Source organism: Stenotrophomonas sp. STEN009 (genome assembly GCF_056760395.1).
The window spans coordinates 1-22410 of record NZ_JBRRES010000026.1 but is presented as its reverse complement, the minus strand read 5'-3'; the positions used below and the strand labels follow the sequence as shown (position 1 = coordinate 22410).

Below are 22410 nucleotides of genomic sequence, written 5' to 3'. Positions count from 1 at the left end.
TCGGCCGCTGCGCGCGCCGGGCCACGCCCGGCGGAACCGGCATCAGCCGTCGGCGGCCTGCTCTTCCAGAATCGGCTTAGCCAGCGCGAAGGCGTGGTTGGCCGCAGGCACGCCACAGTAGATCGCAGCCTGCAGCAGCACTTCCTTGATCTGCTCCGGCGTGACGCCGTTGTTGCGGGCGGCACGGATGTGCAGCTTGAACTCCTCGTCGTGGCCCAGCGCCACCATCATCACGATGGTCAGCAGCGAGCGCGTATGCCGCGGCAGCCCCTCACGCGTCCACACCGTGCCCCACGCTGTGCGGGTGATGAAGTCCTGGAATTCGGTGGTGAAATCGGTGCGCGCCTGCAGCGAGCGTTCAACGTGTGCCTCGCCCAGCACCTGGCGGCGCACCGCAAGGCCGGCTTCGTAGCGTTCCTGTTCGTCCATCGTGGTCTACCTGTTATGCGGGGGTCAGTGCTGCGCGGAAAGATGCGCAGCCAGTGCGGAAGTGAATGCCTGCGGCGACTCCAGATTGCAGATGTGGCGGCCTGGGACAGCGGCGTAGTGGCCATGGGCCACGCCCTCGGCGATTGCCTGCAGATCGGTCGGCACGCACACCGGATCATCATCACCGGCAATGGCCAGCAGCGGCACGCCGATGCGGCCCAGCACATCGCGGAAGTCGGCCGTTGCCACCGCGTTGCAGCAGCCGACGTAACCGTCGACGCGGGTCGCCAGGAATACCTGCAGGATCTCCTCCACCTGGCTGGCATGGGTCTGTGCGAAGGCAGCGGTGAACCAGCGTTCGCGGGTGCCATCCACGAGGGGCAACAAGCCATCGTGCTGGACCTGGGCCATACGCGCCTGCCAGCTCTCCAGCGTGCCGATCTTCGCCGCGGTGGCGGCCACGGTGAGCGTGCGCAGCCGGTTGCCCGCATGCACGCCCAGCCACTGCCCGGTCAGACCACCGATCGAAAGACCGCAGAAATGGCTGCGCTCGACGCCCACGTGATCCCACAGGGCCAGCACGTCGGCGCCCAGTTCGGCCACGGTGTACAAGCCGGGCGGAGCGCTGGACTGGCCGTGGCCCCGACGGTCATAACGCAGGATTCGATACTGCGAGGCCAGCGCATCCACCTGCGGCTGCCACATGCCCAGGTCGGTACCGAGCGAATTGCAGAACGTCAGCCATGGCGCGTCGGCACGGCCCTCGGTCTGGTAATGCAGGCGGTGCTGCGGAAGGTCGAGGAAGGGCATGCGTGCTCCAGCGGTGAACGTGGGATCAGCCGCGCGCGAGCACGCGGTCGATCCAGGTATCGGCCATGCCGCGCCAGCTGTCGGCAGCGAACAGGGCATCCAGTTGTGCAGCGGAAAGCTGCGCGGTGACCTCCGGCGTCTGCGCCAGCACGTCGCGAAGATGCTGCGATTGCGCCAGCGCCTGCTTCGCGGCCTGCTCCACCAGGGCGTGCGCGGCCGACTTGCCGATACGCTCGCCCAGGGTGACCGCCACGGCCTCGGCGTAGAGCAGGCCGCCATGGCTGTCCAGATGCTGGCGCATGCGTGCGCGGTCCAGTTGCAGGCCCTGCACCACCATGTCCACCTGGGCCAGGCTGCCCGCACACAGGCGGACGATCTCCGGCACGGTCTCCCACTCGGCATGCCACTGCCCGGCCGCGCGCTCGTGCGGCTGCGGCATGGCGCTGAACAACGTGGACAGCAGGCCCGGCACGCGCGTGGCGGCGGCGATGGCCGCCACGCAGCCCACCGGATTGCGCTTGTGCGGCATCGCCGAGGAGCCCCCCTTGCCCTCCCCGGCCGGCTCGAAGGCCTCCGCCACCTCGGACTGCATCAGCAGCACGATATCGCTGGCGATCTTGCCGAGGCTGCCGGTCAGCAGCGCGAACACGCTGCCCAGTTCGGCGATACGATCACGTGCGGTATGCCAGGGCAGCGCCGGCAGCGGCAGCTGCAACTCGGCAGCCAGGGCTTCGGCCACGTCCAACCCGCGCGTCTGCAGCGAGGCCAGCGTGCCCGCGGCGCCACCGAACTGCAGCACCAGGGTGTCTTCGGCCAGTGCATCCAGGCGCCGCTGGCTGCGCTGCAGGGCATCAAGCCAACCGGCGGCCTTCAACCCGAAGGTTACCGGCACGGCCTGCTGCAGCAGCGTGCGTCCCGGCAGACCGGTGCCGCGCTCGGCCTCGGCCAGCCGCGCCAACGCCGTGCACAGCACCTGCAGTCGCGCCTGCACGTGACCGACCGCCGTGCGCAGCTGCAATACGGCGCCGGTGTCGATGATGTCCTGGCTGGTGGCACCCCAGTGCACCCAGCGCGCGGCTTCGGCATCATTCGCCTTGACCTGCGCAGTCAGCGCCTTGACCAATGGAATGGCCGGGTTGCCAGCCAGCGCGGTGGCGGCCGACAGCGCCGGCAGCGCATACAGATCGGCGCGGCAGGCCGCTTCGATCGGGGCCAGTGCAGTGGCGGGAATCACCCCGCACCGCACCTGCGCGCGTGCCAGCGCGCGCTCGACGTCCAGCATCGCCTGCAGGCGCGCTTGATCACTGAACACGGCGTCGACGGCAGAATCGCCGAACAGACCGCCCAGCAGCGTTGGGGAGAGGCTCATCGGTGCAGTCCATCCTGGGTGGCCACAGCTTACCCGCGCCCGCTGCGTGCGGGCGTGGAGTGGCCGGAAGGCGCGTCGCGCGCGCCGCGATCAGTAGGCGAAGAAGACCGTCTCATCCGGGCCCTGCATGCGCACGTCCCACCGGTACAGACCCTTGCCCTGCGCCTGCGCAACCAGCGTGTGACGGCGCTCGGGCGGTACCAGCGCGAGGATGCCGTCCTCGCCATTGCTGGTCTCGTCGCTGAAGTAGATGCGGCCCCGCACAGCCTGCAGCAGGCCACGCATGAACACCAGCACGATCAGGTGCGGTGCCTGCGGCTCGCCGCGCAGGCCCGGCACGCGGCCCGGCTTGACGGTGCTGAAGGCAAACCGCCCCTGCTCATCGGTCGGCACGCGGCCCCAGCCATCGAAGGCCGGGTCGTGGTCGTCGCGGCGCGGGTCTTCGCCATGGGCATAGATGCCCTGTGCGTCGGCCTGCCAGATTTCCAGCACGGCATCGGACACCGGCACGCCATTGCCATCGAACACCTGGCCCTGCACGTGCACGCGTTCGCCCTGCGCGGTGGCCGGGGCGATGTCGGTGCGGTACAGCGGTTCCAGGCCCAGGCGGTAGTACGGGCCGACGGTCTGCCACGGAGTGGATTGGAAACTCATGGTCTTACTCCCAGACGGTCATCTTGCGACCGCGCAGCACGATGTCGAAGCGGTAACCCAGCGCGAATTCGTTGGTAGTGGTTTCCCAATCGAACGAGGACACCATGCGCTCGCGCGCGTTGGCATCGTCCACGCAGTTGTAGATGGGATCGAACGCCAGCAGTGGGTCGTTGGGGAAGTACATCTGCGTGACCAGCCGCTGGCCGATGCCATCGCCATGCAGGGAGAAATGGATGTGCGCCGGGCGCCAGGCGTTGTAGTGGTTACGCCACGGGTAGGCGCCGGGCTTGATGGTGGTGAAGCGGTAACGGCCTTCGCTGTCGGTCAGCACCTGGCCGGTGCCCTTGAAGTTGGGATCCAGCGGTGCATCGTGCTGGTCACCCTTGTGCAGGTAACGGCCAGCAGCGTTGCACTGCCATACCTCGACCACGGTGTTGCGCACCGGGCGGCCATTCTCGTCCAGCACGCGGCCGCTGACGATGATGCGCTCGCCCTGCGGCTGGCCGGGGAAACCTGCGGTCAGGTCCGCGGCGTGCTCACCTAGGGTGATGCGGTTGATGCTCGGGCCGGTCACTTCCGAGAGCGTCACCGGGATGGCGATCGGATCGGTACCCGGGCCACGCAGCGCGGTGGAGGCATACGGCAGGTGGATGCGCGGCGGCTGGCTGCCGGGATACGGCGTGCGGTAGCCGCGCAGTTGAGTGGGATCGCTCATGGCGTACTCCTGTTGGCGAGCGGCCCGCAGGCCGCGGCTGTCGTGCAGATCATGGGTTCGTTGGGGCTCACACGCGCTCAATGGCCAGGGCTACACCCTGCCCCACGCCGATGCACATCGTGGCCAGGCCACGCCGGCCCCCGGTGGCTTCCAGCTGGCGCAGCAGGGTCAGGACCAGGCGCGCACCGCTCATGCCCAGCGGGTGCCCCAGGGCGATGGCGCCGCCGTTGGGATTCACGTGCGCGGCATCATCGGCCAGGCCCAGCTGGCGCATGCAGGCCAGGCTCTGCGAGGCGAACGCTTCATTCAGTTCGATGGCATCGAAATCGGCAATGGTCAGGCCCAGGCGCGTCATCAGCTTCTGGCTGGCCGGCACTGGGCCCATGCCCATGATTGCCGGCTCCACGCCGGCGCTGGCAAAGCCGAGAATGCGTGCGCGCGGGGCCAGGTGCAGCGCCTCGATCTGCGCACCGGACGCCAGCAGCAATGCCGCGGCACCATCATTGATGCCCGAGGCATTGCCTGCGGTCACCGTTCCGGGCTGCCGGAACAGCGGCTTCAGTCCGGCCAGGGCGTCTGCGGTGGTATCGCCGCGCGGGTGTTCATCGCGGTCGACAGTCACGGTCTCGCCGCGCCTGCGGCCCGGCACCTCCACCGCCTCGATTTCGCCATCGAAGAATCCACGCACCTGCGCGGCGGCGGTGCGTTGCTGGCTGCGCAGCGCGAACGCATCCTGGTCCTCGCGGCTGATGGCGTAGCGCTCGGCCACGTTCTCGGCGGTCTGGCCCATGGTCTCCACGCCATGCAGCTCGCGCAGGCGGGAGTTGATGAAGCGCCAACCCATGGTGGTGTCTTCAATCTGCTGGTCGCGGGCGAACGGCGAGGTCGCCTTGCCCATCACGAATGGCGCGCGTGACATCGACTCGACACCACCGGCAATGGCCAGACCCAGCTCGCCCGTGGCGATCCCACGGGCCACCGTGCCGATCGCATCCAGGCCCGACCCGCACAGGCGGTTGATCGTGCTGCCCGGCACCGTCACCGGCAGGCCGGCCAGCAGCAGGCTCATGCGCGCAACGTTCCGGTTGTCTTCGCCGGCCTGGTTGGCACAGCCGAGGTAGACGTCCTCGACCAGCGCCGGATCCAGCTGCGGGTGGCGCGCCAGCAGTGCCTTCAGCGGAATCGCGCCGAGATCGTCGGCGCGCACGCCGGACAGCGCACCACCATAGCGACCGATCGGGGTACGGATGCCATCGACGATGTAGGTCTCATGCAGGCTCATCTCAGGCTCCCTCGGCCAGTGCCAGCGGCAGGCCGGTCAGTTCACGCAGTTGTCCGATATCCATGCCTTCCACCATCTCCAGCACGGTCGCGCCATCAGCACCCAGATCGAACACCGCCACATCGGTGTACACGCGCGACACGCAGCGCAGCCCGGTCAACGGGTAGCTGCACTCGGTCACCAGCTTGCTCTCGCCCTTCTTGGTGAACAGGTCCATCATCACGAACACCTGCTTGGCACCGATGGCCAGGTCCATCGCGCCGCCCACGGCCGGAATCGCATCGGGGGCCCCGGTGCTCCAGTTGGCGAGGTCGCCCTGCACCGAGACCTGGAAGGCACCCAGCACGCAGATATCGAGGTGGCCGCCACGCATCATCGCGAACGAATCGGCATGGTGGAAATAGCAGCCCCCGGTCAGCAGGGTGACCGGCTGCTTGCCGGCATTGATCAGATCCGGATCCTCCCGGCCAGGCGCCGGCGCCGGTCCCATGCCCAGCAGGCCATTCTCCGACTGCAGGAAGATCTCCTTGTCGGCCGGCAGGAAATTGGCCACCGTGGTCGGCAGGCCAATGCCCAGGTTGACGTAGGCACCTTCGGGAATGTCACGCGCCACGCGCGCGGCCATCTGTTCGCGGCTGAGCTTGTTCATGCCTGCACCCCCGCTGCGGCCACCGGAACCACGCGCTGCACGAAGATGCCCGGGGTCACCACGGCCTCCGGGTCCAGTTCACCCAGCGGCACCACCTCACGCACCTGCACGATGGCGCAGCGCGCGGCCATCGCCATCAGCGGGCCGAAGTTGCGTGCGGTCTTGCGGTACACCAGGTTGCCCCAACGGTCGCCGCGGTCGGCCTTGATCAGCGCGAAATCGGCGTGCAGCGGGTACTCAAGCACGAAGTGACGCCCGTCGATCTCACGCGTCTCCTTGCCCTGCGCCAGCTCGGTGCCGTAGCCGGTCGGGGTGAAGATCGCCCCCAGGCCGGAACCCGCCGCGTGGATGCGCGCGGCCAGATTGCCCTGCGGCACCAGCTCCAGTTCGATCTCACCGGCGCGGTAGGCGGCGTCGAAATGCTGCGAATCGGCCTGGCGCGGAAACGAGCAGACGATGCGACGCACGCGCTTGTGCCTGATCAGCGCGGCCAGGCCGGTATCGCCGTTGCCGGCGTTGTTGTTGATGATGCACAGCTCGCGCGCACCCTGTGCGATGAGCGCGTCGATCAGCTCGTCGGGCATGCCCGCCGTGCCAAAGCCGCCGATCATCACGGTGGCGCCATCATGGATATCGGCCACCGCTGCTTCCACGCTGGCCACGGTCTTGTCGATCACTGCATTGCTCCTTGCCCTGCGCGCCAGCGGTCATCACCGCCTCGCTTCAGAGCCACTGCGAAGGGAAAACACGGCCTCCACATGGTCGCCATGGCACTCCGTCCGGTCAATGCGATATTCGCACTCATGATTCGATAATCGCACATTGAGTCAACGACTCCCTCGCGGTTCAACGCTGGTTCCGGCCCACGCCCACGCGCAGACCCAGGCACGCCCAAGCCGCCAGCAGCAGCGGCAGCGCGCACAGCACATACAACGCGGAGGGCCGCCAGTGGCCATCCACCAGCACACCCACCGTGAGCGGCGAGAGGATCGCACCAACGCGGCCGATGCCGATGGCCCAGCCCAGACCGGTGGTCCGCACTTGCGCGGCGAACACCACCGGCGCCGCGGCATACAGGCCCGCCATCGCGGCGAACAGTGCTGCACCGATCACGAACGCCAACGGGAAGGCCATGCCCAGCTGCGTGTTGAAGGCGGCAAAGCCCAGCATCGACACCATCGCCAGCAGCAGCGCACCGGCGGTCAGCTTCGACAGCGACCAGCGCGAGGCCAGCCAGCCGAACAGGCTGCCGCCGACGATGCCGCCCAGATTCAACAGCACGCCTCCGGTGATGCCCTGCTGGGCGGAGACACCGGCAGAGACCAGCAGCTTCGGCGTCCAGCTCAGCACGAAGTAGAAGGCGAACATGTGCAGGAAGAAGGCCAACGCGATCAGCAGCGCGACGCGCCGCAGGTCACCCACGAACAGCGCCGCATAGCCCTGCCGCTGGCCATCACGCAGCGGCGCCGGCGGCAGCGCCTGCAGCTGCGGCATGCGCATGCGCGAGAGCAGTGCGTTCAGGCGCGGCAGCGCATCGGCCGGGCGACGCGCAACCAGGAAATCCAGCGATTCGGGCAGGCACCTGAGCACCAGCGGAATGCACACCAGCGACGCCACGGCGCCGATCAGGAACACGCTGTGCCAGGACCAGTGTTCCAGCATCCACGCCGCCAGCAGACCGCCGGCGGTGGCGCCTATCGGATAGCCGGTGGCCTGCAGCGCGACCGCCGTACTGCGCCACTTGGCATTGGCGTACTCGGCGGTGATCACGCCCACGCCGGCCAGCATGCCGCCGATGCCGATGCCGGTGTACACGCGCAGCGCGCCCAGCTGCCAGGCGTTGGCAGCCAGAGCCGACAGCGCCATGCCGCTGGTCAGGATCAGCAGGCAGCACACGATCATCGGCCGCCGGCCCCAGCGATCGGCCAGCGGCGCCAGCAGGAACGAGCCCAGCGCCATGCCGACCAGGCCGGCGCTGAGCATCATCCCCAGCACCTTGCCCGACAGCTCCCAGTCCGCCGACACATGCGGCGCGGTAAAGGCCATGACCATCACATCGAAGCCATCGAGCATGTTCAACAGCACGCAGATGGCGATGGCGGTCCACTGGAAGGGACTCATCCGTTCCAGGACAAGCGAGGGTACGGGGGCGGTGTGGCTCATGGGGCGGTTTCCTGCAACAGCGTGATGCGGTGGAACGTCCGGCGGGGAAGGTCTCAGTGACCGGCCTGGCTGGATGCATGGATGACCTGCAGGACGTCCTGCAGGCGATCGACTTCGACCTGGCCCGGCGCCGACGGGGTGCCGATCATGCCGAAGGTGAGCGCCTGGCCGAAGGTTTCACCAGCCAGGCGCGAGACCACACCGGTGCCCCCCATCGACATGGTCAGCAGCGGCCTGTCGCTCTGCTGGCGCACCTGCCAGGTGGCATCGAGCAGGGCCAGCACGTCGCCTGCGTCGCGCGGCATCACCGCGATCTTCAGCACGTCCGCCCCCAGCGCCTGCTGCCTGAGCAGGCGCGCGACGATCTCATCGCGGGGCGGCGTTGCGTGGAAGTCATGGTTGGACATCACCACCTTCACGCCGGCCTTGTGCGCCTGCGCCACCAGCGCCTGCACCACCTTCGGATCACGGAACATCTCCACGTCGATCAGCTGGGCCACGCCGCCGCGCAGCAGCGTGGCGTAGAGCGCGCCGTAGTCGGCATCGCTGATCGGCTTGGCGCCGCCCTCGGCCTTGGTGCGGAACGTCACGATGACCGGCTTGCCGCCCAGCGTGGCCTGGATGCGCTTGCCCAGCGCGACCAGCGCCTTGCCATCGGTGGCGATGTCCAGGTAGTCGATGCGCCACTCGGCGATGTCGGTGGCCTTGCTGGCAGCGATGGCCGCCGCCTGCTGCAGGGCCACGTCAGCGGTGGCGCCAGTGATCGGCACGATGGTGCGGGGATGGCCCTCGCCAATACGCAACTGGCCGACCTGCAGTACCGCCGGCGGCGGTGCGGCCAGGGCCAGCGCCGGGACGGCGCACAGTGCACCGGCCAGCACAACCGGAGCGAGCGGGAACTTCATGGCGGTCACCAGAGCATGGAAGGAGCGCATGGCCATCAGAAGGTCACCTTGGCCTGTACGCCCACGGCCCAGGCGTTGTCGGTACCGCTGTAGTTGAACGTGCCCGGGTTGACGATGTACTGCACATCCGGGCGGATCATCAGCCACGGGTTTACCTGGACGCTGTAGGACAGTTCGAACAGCTCCTCGGCCTGGCTGAGGTTGTACAGCGGCGAATCGCCAGGCACGCCACCGGCGGCCAGCGTGGCCCGGCGCGCATCGACCAGCCGGTTGTTGATGTCGGCGCCTACGTAGCCCAGCGCGATGCTGTCCTGGGCGCGCGAGCCAATGCCCTGGTAAACCCCGCCCAGCGCATACCAGCGTTTGATCTGCGCGGTGTCGGTGTCGGACACCATGTACTGCGCGAACGCAGTCAGGCCGCGGCTGGGATCGGCCGATTCCCGGGTCAGACGCTGCTCGGCGAGCACGTAGGCGCCGTGGCGCCCGGTCGTCGGCGAAGCATCCAGACCGCGCTTGTCCACGCGTGAGGTGTCGTAGTAGCCGCCGAACTTGTAGACGCCCGCATAGCGGCTGCCCTTGGCCGGGGTCCAGGTCACTTCCACCGGGAACAGCGAACCGGTGGTACCGGAAGCGAGCGGACGGAACGCGTTGCGTTCGATGTTGCCACCCAGGTTCGGATTCACCTGGAACCAGCCGGTGCGAACGTTGACGGCCGGGCTGACCTGCTGGGCGAACTCACCGCCCCAGCGTGCCACGGGGTAGTTGTACCAGCCGCTGTTGCCCGACATCGCCAGCGGGTGCGCGCAGAACGCCGCATTGACGAAGTGGGTCAGCAGGCTGTGCAGGCCGAACTGGTTGCCCATCGCGTAATAGCCCAGCTTGTAGTACGACTGCCCCGCGTTGAAGGTCTGGTCGTAGCTCAGTTCGGTCAGCCGCGTGTACTGGCCGCCGTACGCTTCCTGGATGGGGAAGCGGTTGCCGACGAAGTCCACCGAGGTGCTGCGGCCGCGACGGTCGTTGAGGGTGAAGTGGAAGGCACCGCCGTTCCAGCCGGCCAGCGTGCCCATGTCCAGGTCCACGCCAACGCGCACCTGCTGCGCATAGCGCGCACCGGTTTCGCCGTAGCCTCCATCGACCACACCCATGGCTTCACCCACGTAGTCGCCGCGGAAGGCGATGCCACGCTCGAACAGATCGGTGCGGGTGCCGCCCCAGTCGCCAGTGAGGGTCCTGCCTTCGTAGCGGTTGCTCGACTGCGCGCTGGCGATGCAGGGCAGCAGCGCGGTGGCCAGGACGGCCAGGGAAACGGGTTTCGCAAGATTCATGATCGCGGTCTCGTGGAGATGATCAGCGCAGCGACAGCGGCGCGCTCAGGGGGGAGGTGGCGCCCTGCGCCGAGGTGACCGTGGCGGTCAGGCTGCCGGCAGCCGCAGCATCTGCCGCGGCGCCGAGCGGGAAGGTGAAACGGCCCTGCCCCTGCGCATCGGTGCGCGCCTGCACGCTGCCCAGCACCCACTCGGCCTCGCTGCCGCTGGCGGCGCGGTTGCCGAACACTTCGACCTGGTAACGGCTGTCGGGCGTGCCCTGGAAACGACCGATCAACTGGCGCTGCGTACCCTTGCCCTGCACGACAGTCAGCTGCGGTGCCGCCTGGCCCAGGTTCGGCAGCGGCTGGCAGTCGGTCTGGCCGGCAGCGGAGCAGATGCGCGCACGCTTGGACGGATCATTGTCGACACCACGACCACGTGAACCGACGAAGCTGGCGTGTTCCAGGCCTGGCACGCCGAACACGATGGCGCCGCGCGGTTGGCCCTTCACGCAGGCGCCGCCGGCCTCGCAGCGCTCGATCGGCAGGCCGTTGCCGAAGATGCGGTTGGCGGTGAAGCGGTTCGGCGCACTGACCGGCTGCGGGCGCACGCCGATGCCGATGCCATTGCCGGTGATGATGTTGCCATCGACCACGTTGCCGCTGCCGGTGATGCTCAGGCCCAGCGAATTGCCGGTGAAGGTGTTGGCGGCGATGTAGTTGCGGTTGCCCCAGTTGATCTGCAGGCCATCGGAGTAATCGACGAAGCGGTTGTGTACCACGCTGTTGTCGTTGCCCCAGAGGATTTCGATGCCCTGCGACGGTTCCGGGTTGGCCTGGGTGGACTGGAACAGGTTGTCGGCTACCAGGTTCCAGGCCGCGCCACGGGTCAGCTCAAGTCCATCGCCGTTGTCGAGGAATTCATTGCGCACGATGCGGTTGTGCACGGTGGTGGTGGCAGTGGACTGCCCTGTGCCGTCGTCCCCGGTGAGCATGATGCCGGCGCCGCCCTTGTTGGCGACGATGCGGTTGTCGTGGATCTCGTTGTGGCTGGAGCGGTTGACCAGCACACCGATGCAGAAATTGCGGATCTCCAGACCGGCCAGTTCAACGCCCTGGGTATCCCGCAGGACCAGCCCCGGCAGCGTGGTGGTGCGCACGTTGGTGCCCGACTGGCCCGGTTCGGCGCCCGGACAGGCATCGGTGCCGGTGCCGGTGACGTAGGCCGAACCGTCGATGGCGACGAACTGGCCATCGCGGCCCCAGGATGTGCCGATGATCTGCACCGGCCCCTTGATCTCCGGCAGCGGCGAGGTCGGCTTGATCACATGGGGCGCGGTACCCACCGCGTCGATCTCGATGCGATAGCGACCCGGCGCGGTGTTGGCGGTGGTGATCGCCCAGCGCAGGGAGCCGGGACGGGTGTCGTCGGCGTAGCGGTCCACGCGCAGCACCTGCAGGGGCCCGCGCGGCGGTTCGGCCTGGTAGGCCAACGCCAGCGTCGGCAACTGGGCGAGCAGGAACAGAGAAACAACGGACAAGCGACGACGCATGCGATCACTCCGCACAGGTGAAGGGAAATCCTGCGGTCTTCCCCTGCACCTGGCTTCAGCACCGGGTCGGGTGCTGCCCTCGCCCCGCCAGGGGTGGATCGCTTGGACTGCTTTGAATCTGCGGAAGTGAAATTAGGTTTATCGCACTGCACCATTCAAGTGCGGTAATCGACTACGCGTGCGAATATCGCACTGAATGGGTACGACCATCGTTGTAGGGAAGGCTGCACTGGCACTTGCCGGGCGAAGCGCACGGCTGCGCCGTAGCACCGCTCAGGAACTGCAGGACAGCATCGAGCAGCCGGCGCGGTCGTCGGCCCAGGCCGGGCGCCTGCTGGCGAAATGCTCACGTCCGGCGCGTTGGGTGTACGGATCGCGCAGCACATCCTGCAAGGCGTGTACGCCGCCCATGTCCCCTTGTTCCGCACGGTCGATCGCTTCCTGCGCCAACCAGTTGCGCAGCACGTACAGCGGATTGGCCGCGCCCATCTTCGCCAGGCGCTCGGCGGCCGGAAGAGGATCCGCCCGCAAGCGCGCGGCGTAGTCCTGCAGCCACTGCCGCAGCGGCACCTGCACGGCCTCCTGCCGCTCCCGGTCGTAGTAGACCTCAGCCAGTGCCGCCGGATCGGGCGATGCCGGATCGATCCGCATCAAGGCGCGCCAGGACAGGGTCATGTCCATGCCACCGTCCTGCAGCAGCTGCTGCCAGCGCTGGTAGAGCTGCAGATCGGCATCATCGGCAGCTGCCAGGCCAAGCTTGGCCGCCGCATCGCGACGCGTGCAGGCGGCAAAGGTGGCCTGATAGGCAGCAAGGCCCGCCTGCAACGGCGCGACGTCGGCAAACAAGGGCGACAGCGCCTGCGCAAGCCGCCCCAGATTCCAGTACGCCACCTGCGGCTGCGTTCCGAAGCGGTAGCGACGGCCCTGTGCGTCAGTCGTGTTCGGGGTCCAGTCTGGATCGAAGTCCTCGACCCAGCCATAGGGGCCATAGTCGAGAGTGAGGCCGAGCACGGAAAGGTTGTCGGTGTTCATTACCCCATGCACGAAACCGACACGCATCCAGTGCGCGATCATCTCGGCGGTGCGCACCGCGATCTGCGCGAACCAGTCACCGTACAGCGCCTCACCCTGCCCCGCCAGTTCGGGGAAATCACGGGCGATGCAGGCATCCACCAGTTGCTGCAGCAGTGACGTCTCACCGCGCGAGGCCGGCAGTTCGAACGAACCGAAACGCAGGAACGAGGGCGACACACGGCATACGATCGCGCCGGGCTCGGCTCGCGGACGGCCGTCATAGAACATGTCGCGCACCACGTGCTCGCCGGTACCGACCAGCGACAGCGCACGCGTGGTCGGTACACCGAGGTGGTGCATGGCCTCACTGCACAGGAATTCACGGATCGACGAGCGCAGCACCGCGCGACCGTCGGCGCCACGGGAGTACGGGGTCGGGCCTGCACCCTTCAGCTGCAGTTCCCAGTGCCGGCCATCCGGCGCCACCAGCTCGCCCAGCGAGATCGCCCGCCCATCGCCAAGCTGGCCCGCCCAGTGACCGAACTGGTGCCCGCCGTAATTGGCGGCCCACGGCTGCATGCCCGGATACAACGCGTTGCCAGCGAATACCTGGGCAAACGTGCCGCTCGACACTTCAGCCACATCGATGCCGAGCAGAGCGGCGACCTCCGGCGACCAGGCCAGCAGGGTCGGCGCGGCGACAGGCGTCGGCATCACCGACGACCAGGCCGCCTCTCGGACTTCACGCCGGCGGGGCCCGGCTTCCGGGTCGCCCGGCAGGACGGTCAGCAGACGGTTGTCGAATCGCGGGAAGGGGCTGTCCATGGCCCTGACATGGGGATGGACGCCGCCGACCTCAATCGCCGCGCAGCGCCTGCAGCGATCCGCCGTGCGCTTCAGCGCGCTGGTAGGCCGGGCGTTCACCGATGCGCTGGAGAAACGCGCGCAGCGCCGGCTTGTCGTCCAGTCCGCCTCCGCGCGCCGCTGCGGCCTGGATCGGGAAGCTCATCTGGATGTCGGCCGCGGTGAAACGCTCACCCGCGAACCACGGGCTCTCGGCCAGGCGGCGCTCCATCCAGTCCAGGTGCAGGCGGCGCTGCGGGCCGACGAAGCTCTTCTCGGCCTTGTCGGCGATGCTGCGGGCGATCGGGCGCACGAAGAACGGCACCGGCGCGTTGCGGATGCGGCTCATCACCAGGGTCAGCAGCAGCGGCGGCATCGCTGAGCCTTCGGCGTAGTGCAGCCAGTAGCGATAGGCCATGCGCTCGGCACCTTCGGCCGGTATCGGCGACGGCGACACCTGCCGCTGCGTGTCGTAGCGGTCAGCCAGGTAATCAAGAATGGCGCCGGATTCGGCCAGCACCTGCTCGCCGTCCTGCAGCACCGGTGATTTCCCCAGCGGATGTACCTGGCGCAGTGCCGGCGGTGCCAGCAGCGTTCTGGGGTCGCGCGGGTAACGGCGCAGTTCGTAGTCCAGCCCCAGCTCCTCCAGCATCCACAGCACGCGCAGCGAACGGGAATTCTCGAGGTGATGGACGATGCGCATGAAAGGACTCCAGAGGGGTGCAAGCATCGTAACGCGCCTGCACGCATGCGCCTGTGGATTCGATCCGCGCCTGCTCCCGCCGACGCAAAAAAAAACGCCGGAAGCTTGCGCTTCCGGCGTTCTGGCTACCCGAGGGCAGCAGACGGATTAGACCGCCTGCACCTGGTCAGCCTGCATACCCTTCTGGCCCTGGACGGCGATGAAGGTGACCTTCTGGCCTTCCTGCAGGGTCTTGAAGCCGGTGCCCTGGATGGCGCGGAAGTGCACGAACAGGTCCGGGCCGCTTTCCGGGGTGATGAAGCCGAAGCCCTTGGCGTCGTTGAACCACTTGACGGTGCCGGTCTGACGTTCAGACATATTTACTAACTCCTGAAACACATGTTGAAAAAAATCGCAGCCACCGGGTATCGGGGCCGAGACTGAGTTGCAGGCGTTGGTAAAGCGGATCGATGAGTGGATCGTGAGATCAACTGCACCAGGCCACGATTCACGGTGACCCTAGCAAACACAGTGGGTCGCACGATACGCGTGTTTTCCCCAAAAAGCGATAGCCCCGGCATTCATCGCCACCCCGCCCCCGCTAGGCGTGGCAAGGGCTGGCAGTCGGTCGGGCCCGGATCCGGGGACCCATTCAGGTTTTTCCTACCCTACACTGGGTAAATGACTGAAGCTGAAACCCCGGCTGAACTGCCCCGTCCCCGCATCTGGGTGGACGCAGACGCCTGCCCCGTTGTCATCCGCGACATCCTGTTCCGGGCCGCCGAGCGGGTCGGCCTGGAGTTGACCCTGGTCGCCAACCAGTGGATCCGCACCCCGCCCTCGCGCTGGATCCGCTCCCTCCAGGTGCCGCAGGGCCTGGACGTTGCTGACAGCGCCATCGTCGAACGGGTCGCCGCCGGCGATCTGGTTGTCACCCAGGACATTCCATTGGCCGCGCTGGTGCTCGAACGAGGCGCGCTGGCCCTGCATCCGCGCGGGGAGCTGTTCACCGCCGACACCATCGCCCAGCGCCTGTCGGTACGCAATTTCATGGAAGAGCTGCGCGGCGCCGGCGTCCAGACCGGGGGCCCGCCTCCCCTGCATGCGCGCGACCGCCAGGCGTTCGGCAGCGCGCTGGACCGCTGGTTGGCCAGCATCCGCGTGGCGCGATGAGGCGGGGCCCGGCTCACGCCACCACTGGGCCCAGCTCCAGGCCCAGCTGACGCTGGCTGCTGAACACCCGCCGTTCCCCATTCAGGGGATCGTCGAAGGACAACGCCCGCGCCAGCAGTTGCAGCGGCGCCTGCGCCCCGGTCGCGGCCGGACGCAGCTGCGGATACAGGTCGTCTCCGATGATGGGCGCGCCCAGCGCCGCCATGTGCACGCGCAGCTGGTGCTTGCGACCGGTTCTCGGCTGCAGGCGGTAGCGCCAGACCGGACCTGTCGCGTCGATCACCTCGACGCGGGTACTCGCATTCGGCTCGCCCTCCATTTCGCCCATGCGGAAGAACGGTTGTGCCGGGCCGATGCGGCTGTGGCGCTCGAACGGGAAGTCCAGCGCCGGCAGTGCCGAGGCCAGCGCCTCGTAGGTCTTGTCGATACGCCGCTCGCGGAACAGGCGCTGGTAGGCATCGCGCGACTCCGGTCGCAGCGAGAACAGGACCAGCCCAGCGGTGAGCCGGTCCAGGCGGTGCAGCGGTGCCAGCTGCGCGTTGCCGGTCCGCGCCACCAGCCGCGCCAGCAGGGTTTCGCGGACATGGGCACCCGCCGGGGTCACCGGCAGGAAGTGCGGCTTGTCGACCACCAGCAGATGCTCGTCCTGGTAGAGGATCGTCTCGTTGAACGGAATGCGCGGCTCGTGGCTGACCTCGCGGAAATACAGGATTTCCAGCCCCACCTGCCACGGCTGGTCCGCCGCCAGCGCCCTGCCCTGCGCATCCTGTACCCGTCCGCGCGCGAACCGGTCCTGCCACTGGCTGCGGTCGATGCGCGGAAAGCGTGCGCACAGGCCGTCCAGCAGGGTCGGCCAATGGCCGGGTGGCAGCTGCAGCCGGCTGGGCAGGGTCATCGCGTCCGCTCCGGCGGCAACAGGAACCGCAAGCGTGCCACCGTTGACGCGCGGCAGACACCCCGGCCACGGACACCCCTGCAGCAAACCTCTATCATTGTCCTCTTTAGTCGACGGATCCCCCATGGCCCTCACCGCCACCATCCGCAAGGCCGAGTTGCAGATCAGCGACATGGATCGCGGCTACTACGCGACCCACAACCTGACCCTGGCCCAGCATCCGTCGGAAACCGACGAGCGCCTGATGGTGCGCCTGCTCACCTTCGCCCTCAACGCCGACGACCGCCTGGAATTCGGCCGGGGCCTGAGTACGGATGACGAGCCGGACCTGTGGCAGCACGACTACACCGGCGACATCCTGCAGTGGATCGACCTCGGCCACCCCGATGAATCCCGTATCCGCAAGGCCAGCAACCGCAGCCGCCAGGTGCAGGTGGTCAACTACGGCGGCAATGCGTCCGACATCTGGTGGGGCAAGCAGGGCAAGGGCCTGGCGCGCTTCGACAACCTGTCGGTGATCGACCTCGATGGCACCTTCGTCGAGCAGTGGGGCCAGCAGATCCAGCGTGCCATGCGCTTCAGCGTGCTGATCCAGGACGGCGAGGTGCAGATCCTCAACGACCAGATCCAGCTCGACATCATCCCCACCTGGCGCAAGCGCGCCAAGGCATGAGTACGACGCGCTGCGACGTCGTAGTGATCGGTGCCGGTGCCGCCGGCCTGATGACCGCGATCACCGCCGGCCGGCGCGGCCGCCAGGTGCAGGTGATCGATCACGCCAACAAGATCGGCAAGAAAATCCTGATGTCCGGCGGTGGCCGCTGCAACTTCACCAACACCGGCACCACCCCGGCCAACTTCCTGTCGGCCAATCCGCACTTCTGCAAATCGGCGCTGGCCCGCTATACGCCTTGGCACTTCATCGAGATGGTCGAGCGCCATGCCATCGCCTATCACGAGAAGGAGCTGGGGCAGCTGTTCTGCGACGTTTCGTCCAAGCAGATCGTGAAGATGCTGGTGGACGAGTGCCAGGCAGCGGGTGTACACATCCGTACCCACTGCAGCGTCGAGCGCATCGAGCACGGGGCGGATGGCTTCCGTGTGCACACCACGCAGGGGATGTTCCACTGCGCCTCGCTGGTGGTCGCCACCGGTGGCCTGTCCATCCCCAGCCTGGGCGCAACCGGCTTCGGCTACGAGATTGCACGCCAGTTCGGGCATGCCGTGCTGCCGACCCGCGCCGGACTCGTGCCGCTGACCCTCAGCGGCAGGCACCAGGAGCGCCTGGCCGACCTGAGCGGTGTCGCGCTGCCGATCGAGGCGCGCTGCAACGGCATGCAGTTCCAGAATTCCATGCTGCTCACCCATCGTGGCGTCAGCGGCCCGGCGATCCTGCAGATCTCTTCCTTCTGGCAACCCGGCGACGCACTGGAACTGGATCTGCTGCCCGGCCAGGATGCCGGCCAGTGGCTGCGACGGATGAAACAGGAGCGGCCAGCCGCCGAACTGCGCACGGTGCTGGCCGAGGTCCTGCCCAAGCGCCTGGCCCAGCGCCTGTGCGAACACTGGCTGCCGGACCGCCCGGTACGGCAGCTGGATGAGCCCCAGCTGCGCCAGGCCGCGCAGCTGCTGGGTGCGTTCCCGCTGGTGGCCAGTGGCACCGAAGGCTACCGCACCGCCGAGGTCACGCTGGGCGGCGTGGACACCGCCGACGTTTCGTCCTCCACGATGGAATCCAAGCGCGTGCCGGGCCTGCATTTCGTCGGCGAAGTGCTGGACGTCACCGGCTGGCTTGGCGGCTACAACTTCCAGTGGGCCTGGGCCAGCGGCCACGCCGCCGGCAGCGTGGTGTGAACCGCATCGCCGTTCGGGGTGCGGGATGCCTGCACGCATGGACGGCTCGCCGTGCATCGTGTATCAAGATCCGCAGATTGGGGAGCAGTGCATGCAGAACGCGAACGACATCACCATCCGCCTGTTGATCGTCGACGACAGCGGCGAGAATGCGGAAGCCATCGTCAGCACGCTGCGCAACAGCGGCATCGCCGTGCGCCCCTGGCGCCCGCAGGATTCGGCCGAGCTGTCGCAGGTGCTGGCCAACCAGGCCATCGATCTGGTGCTGGCCTCGCCCTCGCAGGGCATCCCGCTGCCGCTGGTGGCCCAGCACATCGCGGCCAGCGGCAAGGACATTCCGCTGGTGCTGCTGGCCGAGCGCATCGACGAGGATGAGCTGGTCCAGGCCAGCAGCCATGGCATCCGCGCCCTTGCCCTCCGTCAACGGCCGGAGCATCTGCTGGCGGTGGTCCGCGACCAGTGGGTCGACCTGCAGGCGCGCCGCGGGCTGCGTCGCATCGAGGCACAGATGCGCGAGACCGAGCGCCGTTGCGACGCGCTGATTGCCTCCTCCCGCGAACCCATCGCCTATGTGCACGAAGGCATGCACATCCGCGCCAACGATGCCTATCTGGACATGTTCGGCTACGAGCATTTCGACGACATCGAGGGCATCTCGCTGCTGGACATGGTGGCCGCCCAGCATGTTGATGACTTCAAGCAGCTGCTGAAGAGCCTCAGCCGCGGCGAAGCGCCACCACCGCAGTACCAGCTCGATGCACGCCACCAGGATGGCAGTGCGTTTCCGGCAACGATGGAATTCACCGCAGCCACCTATGAGGGCGAATCCTGCCTGCAGGTCGTGTTCCGCCGCCGGATCGAGTTCGACCCGGAACTGGCCCGAGAGGTCGAGGATCTTCGCCAGCGCGACCAGGTGACCGGCCTGCTGAACCGGCCGACCTTCATGCTGCAGGTCGAAAGTGCGGTCGCCCAGGCTGGCCGCAGCGAGGGCCAGTTCGGCCTGCTGCTGGTCGAGCCCGACCACTATGCGCGGCTGATGCCGGACATCGGGCTGGCCTCGGCCGATACCCTCATCGGCGCGCTGGCCTCCCTGCTGGCCGATGTCGTGGGGGAGGACGCGCAGCTGGCGCGCTTCGGCGAACACAGCTTCGCCGTGCTGCAGGCCGGCCCCTATGCGCAGACCGTGGCACTGGCCGAACGCATCCGTGAGGCATATGCCGCCCATGTGTTCAGCATCGGCGCGCGTTCGGCCACGGTCACCGTGAGCATCGGCGGTGTCCAGGTCGGCGAGAAGATCGCCAGTATCGGCCAAGTCCTGGCGCGTGCCAGCGAGTGCACGCAGGCGGCCGCCGAGCTGGGCAACACCTGTCGCATCTTCGATCCGGCCGCGGTCGATCGGGTCGAGGAAGAACGTGTGCAGCGATGGGTCGGCCGCATCCGCGAAGCCCTGGACGGCGACGGCTTCCAGCTGCATTACCAGCCGGTACTGAACCTGCAGGGCGAGCCACTGGAGCTGTACGAAGCCTATCTGCGACTGGAGCACAACGGTGAACTGCTCAGTCCCACCGCTTTCCTTGGCATCGCCGAGGAACACGGGCTGCTGGCCGAGATCAACCGCTGGGTGGTGTCCAAGGCCATCACGGTGCTGGGGCAGCGCGCGCGCGAAGGCAGCGCCACCCAGATGCTGGTGAAGGTCACCCCCGAATCGTTCGACGACCCGCAGATGATTGCCACCCTACGTGGTGAACTGAAAGCGCACGGGGTTCCGGGCGAGCGCCTGTGGCTGCATGCGCCGGAAGCGAAGGTGTTCACCCACCTGCGCAGCGCCCAGCAGTTCCTGGCCGCCGTGGCCCCGCTGGGCTGCCGCATTGGCCTGGAACAGTTCGGGTCCGGCCTGGATTCGTTCCAGCTGCTGGCCCACTTCCAGCCGCAGTTCCTCAAGCTGGACCGTGGATTCACCAGCGACCTGGCGGCGACCCGCGAGAACATCGACCGCATCAGCCAGATCACGGCGCGCGCGCAGGAGGCCGGTATCCGCACCATCGCCGAGTTCGTCAGCGATGCCAACTCCATGACGCTGCTGTTCAGTGCAGGCGTGGACTACGTGCAGGGCGACTTCGTCGGTCCGGCGCTGCCGACGATGAGTTTCGACTTCGGGTGATCCCGCATCGCCGGGCATAGCGGCGCGCCCTACGTGAAAAGGCCGGCTTTCGCCGGCCTTTTCGATCAGGTCATATCGACCAGATTGTTGATCTTCACATCCGGATCGACGTCGGCCTCGTAGTCGACGCCTTCAACGCCGAAACCGAACAGGCGCAGGAAGTCCGCCTTGTAGCCGGCCAGGTCGCTGATCTCGTACAGGTTCTCGTTGGTCACCTGCGGCCACAGCGCAACCACCTTGCCCTGCACGTCTGCCGCCATTTCCTTGTAGTCGGCACGCAGGCGGCCTTCTTCATCGACCAGCGCGACGGTGTGGCCATCGCCATCGACCAGATCGTGGCGCAGGCGGTCGATCGCCACGCCGTCGGCCTTGCCGCCGTAGAGGATGTCGTAGAGCACGTCCAGCTGCTCGATGCAGCCTTCGTGGGTGCCCTTCTCCTTCATCACCTTGAACAGCAGCGACAGGTAGAGCGGCATCGTCGGAATGGCCGAGCTGGCCTGGGTGACCACGGCCTTGAGCACCGACACGCGGGCATCACCGCCAATCTTCGCCAGCTTCTCGCGCAGGCCCAGCACCTTGGTGTCGAGATCCTTCTTGGCAGCGCCGATCGAGCCATTCCAGTAGATGGCCTGGGTGATTTCTTCGCCAACGTAGGTGAAGGCGGTGGTGGTGCAGCCGTTGGCCAGCACGCCGGCATCGGCCAGCGCGTCGATCCACATCTGCCAGTCTTCACCGCCCATCACTGCGACGGTCCCTGCGATTTCCTCCGGCGTCGCCGGCTGCAAAGTGGTCTCGGTGATCACTTCCTTGTCGGTATCCAGGCCACGCAGCGTAATCGGCTCACCGATCGGCTTCAGCGTGGAACTGATCACTTCACCGGTCTTTGGGTGCTTGCGGCGCGGCGCAGCCAGGCTGTAGACGACCTGGTCGACCTGGCCGAGATCGGCCTTGATCATCTCGATGGTGCGCGCCTTCACTTCATCCGAGAACGCATCACCATTGATGCTCTTGGCATACAGGCCGGCCTCATCGGCATAGCGGTGGAACGCCGCCGAGTTGTACCAGCCCGCCGTGCCCGGCTTGGTCTCGCTGCCGGGACGCTCGAAGAACACGCCCAGGGTCGCCGCACCGCTGCCGAACGCGGCAGTGATGCGGGCGGCCAGACCGTAGCCGGTCGAGGCGCCGATCACCAGCACGCGCTTGGGACCGTTCTGGATCGGCGGGCGGGCGCGGATGTAGTCGATCTGCTGCTTGACGGCGGCGTCGCAGCCGGTCGGATGGGTGGTGACGCAGATGAAGCCGCGGACGCGCGGTTTGATGACCATGGATACCTCGGGTTGGCAGATGCGGCGCGCAGGGCGCTCAGCAGGAATCGGAGGGCGCGCCTGCGCGCGCGAACCGCAGGATCGTAGTGTGCGGGGCACGATTGCACAACCGACGCTGCCGTAGGGTGGTGTTTGTTTTGCAGGGTTGCACCCTGCACCCGCCGAATCAACGTCAACATCAACGGCAGAAGCGAGCTATCTGCGGGATGGGGGGGTGGGGGGGGGGGGGGGGGTGGGGGGGCCCGCCTAAAGTCCGCCCTTTTCGGCGGGGCGCCCCAACCCTGGGCGCCCCCCCCCCCCAACCCGCCCCCACCCCGCCTTCGACAGTCTTCCGCGTTCTGTCGGAACCGCATTCTGCTCTGGTGGGTGTCGACCTTGGTCGACACGATTGAATTCATTCGAAATCTGACAGATGTGTCGACCAAGATCGACACCTACCGACAGCCGCGTGAACGTTTCGAAGTTGGGGCGGTGTCGGAGTGCGGGGTGTCAGCCGCATGGGCCCGAGGCATGCCTCGGGCGGGTTGGGCAGGACGCCCAACCCCGGTCTTGCCGTGGGGGGCCGACACCCGCCCCGCCCACCCCGGGGGCCACCCCCCCGGCGCGGGGGTTAAGGGGCCCCCGCACA

The 22410-nt window shown here is 67.5% G+C and carries 21 protein-coding genes; 4 read left to right on the top strand and 17 right to left on the bottom strand.

Going from position 1 to position 22410, the window contains the following annotated elements; all coding sequences use genetic code 11:
• Positions 1-42: 42 nt before the first annotated feature.
• The 15 genes from pcaC to ACVOMM_RS12870 form a co-directional block, all read right to left on the bottom strand.
• Positions 43-429 (bottom strand): 4-carboxymuconolactone decarboxylase, encoded by a 387-nt coding sequence (gene pcaC / locus ACVOMM_RS12940; RefSeq protein WP_481526332.1) that lies wholly within the window; start codon positions 427-429, stop codon positions 43-45.
• Positions 430-453: 24 nt separating this feature from the next.
• Positions 454-1239, bottom strand: coding sequence for a 3-oxoadipate enol-lactonase (gene pcaD, locus ACVOMM_RS12935; protein ID WP_164152931.1), 786 nt, complete (start codon positions 1237-1239; stop codon positions 454-456).
• Positions 1240-1264: 25 nt separating this feature from the next.
• Complete coding sequence (locus ACVOMM_RS12930) at positions 1265-2608, bottom strand: 3-carboxy-cis,cis-muconate cycloisomerase (protein WP_481526331.1); 1344 nt, start codon at positions 2606-2608, stop codon at positions 1265-1267.
• Between the two features lie 90 nt (positions 2609-2698).
• On the bottom strand, positions 2699-3262 hold the full coding sequence (gene pcaG / locus ACVOMM_RS12925) for a protocatechuate 3,4-dioxygenase subunit alpha (protein ID WP_111185632.1): 564 nt from the start codon (positions 3260-3262) through the stop codon (positions 2699-2701).
• Positions 3263-3266: 4 nt separating this feature from the next.
• Positions 3267-3977 carry a protocatechuate 3,4-dioxygenase subunit beta gene (pcaH, locus tag ACVOMM_RS12920; RefSeq protein WP_053517767.1) on the bottom strand — a complete coding sequence of 237 codons (711 nt, stop codon included), beginning with the start codon at positions 3975-3977 and terminating at the stop codon, positions 3267-3269.
• A 67-nt stretch (positions 3978-4044) separates the two neighbouring features.
• A complete protein-coding gene (pcaF, locus tag ACVOMM_RS12915) occupies positions 4045-5259 on the bottom strand; it encodes a 3-oxoadipyl-CoA thiolase (protein ID WP_481526330.1) in 1215 nt (404 codons plus the stop codon).
• A 1-nt stretch (position 5260) separates the two neighbouring features.
• Positions 5261-5908, bottom strand: coding sequence for a 3-oxoacid CoA-transferase subunit B (locus tag ACVOMM_RS12910; protein ID WP_053517768.1), 648 nt, complete (start codon positions 5906-5908; stop codon positions 5261-5263).
• Positions 5905-6585 (bottom strand): 3-oxoacid CoA-transferase subunit A, encoded by a 681-nt coding sequence (locus tag ACVOMM_RS12905; RefSeq protein ID WP_053517770.1) that lies wholly within the window; start codon positions 6583-6585, stop codon positions 5905-5907. The genes ACVOMM_RS12910 and ACVOMM_RS12905 overlap by 4 nt, the downstream gene beginning before the upstream one ends.
• Positions 6586-6754: 169 nt before the next feature.
• Positions 6755-8071, bottom strand: a complete 1317-nt coding sequence (locus ACVOMM_RS12900) for an MFS transporter (protein ID WP_481526329.1) — start codon at positions 8069-8071, stop codon at positions 6755-6757.
• A gap of 53 nt (positions 8072-8124) precedes the next feature.
• Entirely contained in the window at positions 8125-9012 is an 888-nt protein-coding gene (gene aroD, locus ACVOMM_RS12895; protein WP_053517772.1) for a type I 3-dehydroquinate dehydratase, read from the bottom strand.
• Positions 9012-10301 (bottom strand): carbohydrate porin, encoded by a 1290-nt coding sequence (locus ACVOMM_RS12890; protein WP_065181319.1) that lies wholly within the window; start codon positions 10299-10301, stop codon positions 9012-9014. The genes aroD and ACVOMM_RS12890 overlap by 1 nt, the downstream gene beginning before the upstream one ends.
• A gap of 22 nt (positions 10302-10323) precedes the next feature.
• Entirely contained in the window at positions 10324-11835 is a 1512-nt protein-coding gene (locus tag ACVOMM_RS12885) for a NosD domain-containing protein (RefSeq protein WP_481505178.1), read from the bottom strand.
• 273 nt (positions 11836-12108) lie between these two features.
• Positions 12109-13674, bottom strand: coding sequence for a protein adenylyltransferase SelO (locus ACVOMM_RS12880; protein ID WP_053517776.1), 1566 nt, complete (start codon positions 13672-13674; stop codon positions 12109-12111).
• Positions 13675-13705: 31 nt separating this feature from the next.
• Positions 13706-14395 (bottom strand): glutathione S-transferase, encoded by a 690-nt coding sequence (locus ACVOMM_RS12875; RefSeq protein ID WP_262218397.1) that lies wholly within the window; start codon positions 14393-14395, stop codon positions 13706-13708.
• A 147-nt stretch (positions 14396-14542) separates the two neighbouring features.
• Positions 14543-14752, bottom strand: a complete 210-nt coding sequence (locus ACVOMM_RS12870; RefSeq protein ID WP_005416210.1) for a cold-shock protein — start codon at positions 14750-14752, stop codon at positions 14543-14545.
• A gap of 303 nt (positions 14753-15055) precedes the next feature.
• On the opposite strand from ACVOMM_RS12870, the gene ACVOMM_RS12865 reads away from it, so the two are divergent.
• Positions 15056-15547, top strand: coding sequence for a YaiI/YqxD family protein (locus ACVOMM_RS12865; RefSeq protein ID WP_128988959.1), 492 nt, complete (start codon positions 15056-15058; stop codon positions 15545-15547).
• A gap of 13 nt (positions 15548-15560) precedes the next feature.
• On the opposite strand, the gene ACVOMM_RS12860 is transcribed toward ACVOMM_RS12865, so the two are convergent.
• Positions 15561-16442: a pseudouridine synthase gene (locus tag ACVOMM_RS12860; protein WP_481526328.1), complete on the bottom strand. Its 882-nt coding sequence runs from the start codon at positions 16440-16442 to the stop codon at positions 15561-15563.
• A gap of 124 nt (positions 16443-16566) precedes the next feature.
• On the opposite strand from ACVOMM_RS12860, the gene ACVOMM_RS12855 reads away from it, so the two are divergent.
• The 3 genes from ACVOMM_RS12855 (at position 16567) to ACVOMM_RS12845 (ending at position 20457) form a co-directional block, all read left to right on the top strand.
• Positions 16567-17115, top strand: a complete 549-nt coding sequence (locus ACVOMM_RS12855) for a YaeQ family protein (RefSeq protein WP_053517781.1) — start codon at positions 16567-16569, stop codon at positions 17113-17115.
• The gene (locus tag ACVOMM_RS12850) at positions 17112-18296 is read left to right on the top strand and encodes a BaiN/RdsA family NAD(P)/FAD-dependent oxidoreductase (protein WP_128988963.1); all 1185 of its coding nucleotides are present in this window, start codon (positions 17112-17114) and stop codon (positions 18294-18296) included. The genes ACVOMM_RS12855 and ACVOMM_RS12850 overlap by 4 nt, the downstream gene beginning before the upstream one ends.
• Before the next feature lie 91 nt (positions 18297-18387).
• Positions 18388-20457 (top strand): EAL domain-containing response regulator, encoded by a 2070-nt coding sequence (locus ACVOMM_RS12845; RefSeq protein ID WP_128988965.1) that lies wholly within the window; start codon positions 18388-18390, stop codon positions 20455-20457.
• A gap of 65 nt (positions 20458-20522) precedes the next feature.
• Here ACVOMM_RS12845 and fabV read toward each other — a convergent pair whose 3' ends face one another.
• A complete protein-coding gene (gene fabV, locus ACVOMM_RS12840; RefSeq protein WP_053520465.1) occupies positions 20523-21782 on the bottom strand; it encodes an enoyl-ACP reductase FabV in 1260 nt (419 codons plus the stop codon).
• Positions 21783-22410: the final 628 nt, after the last annotated feature.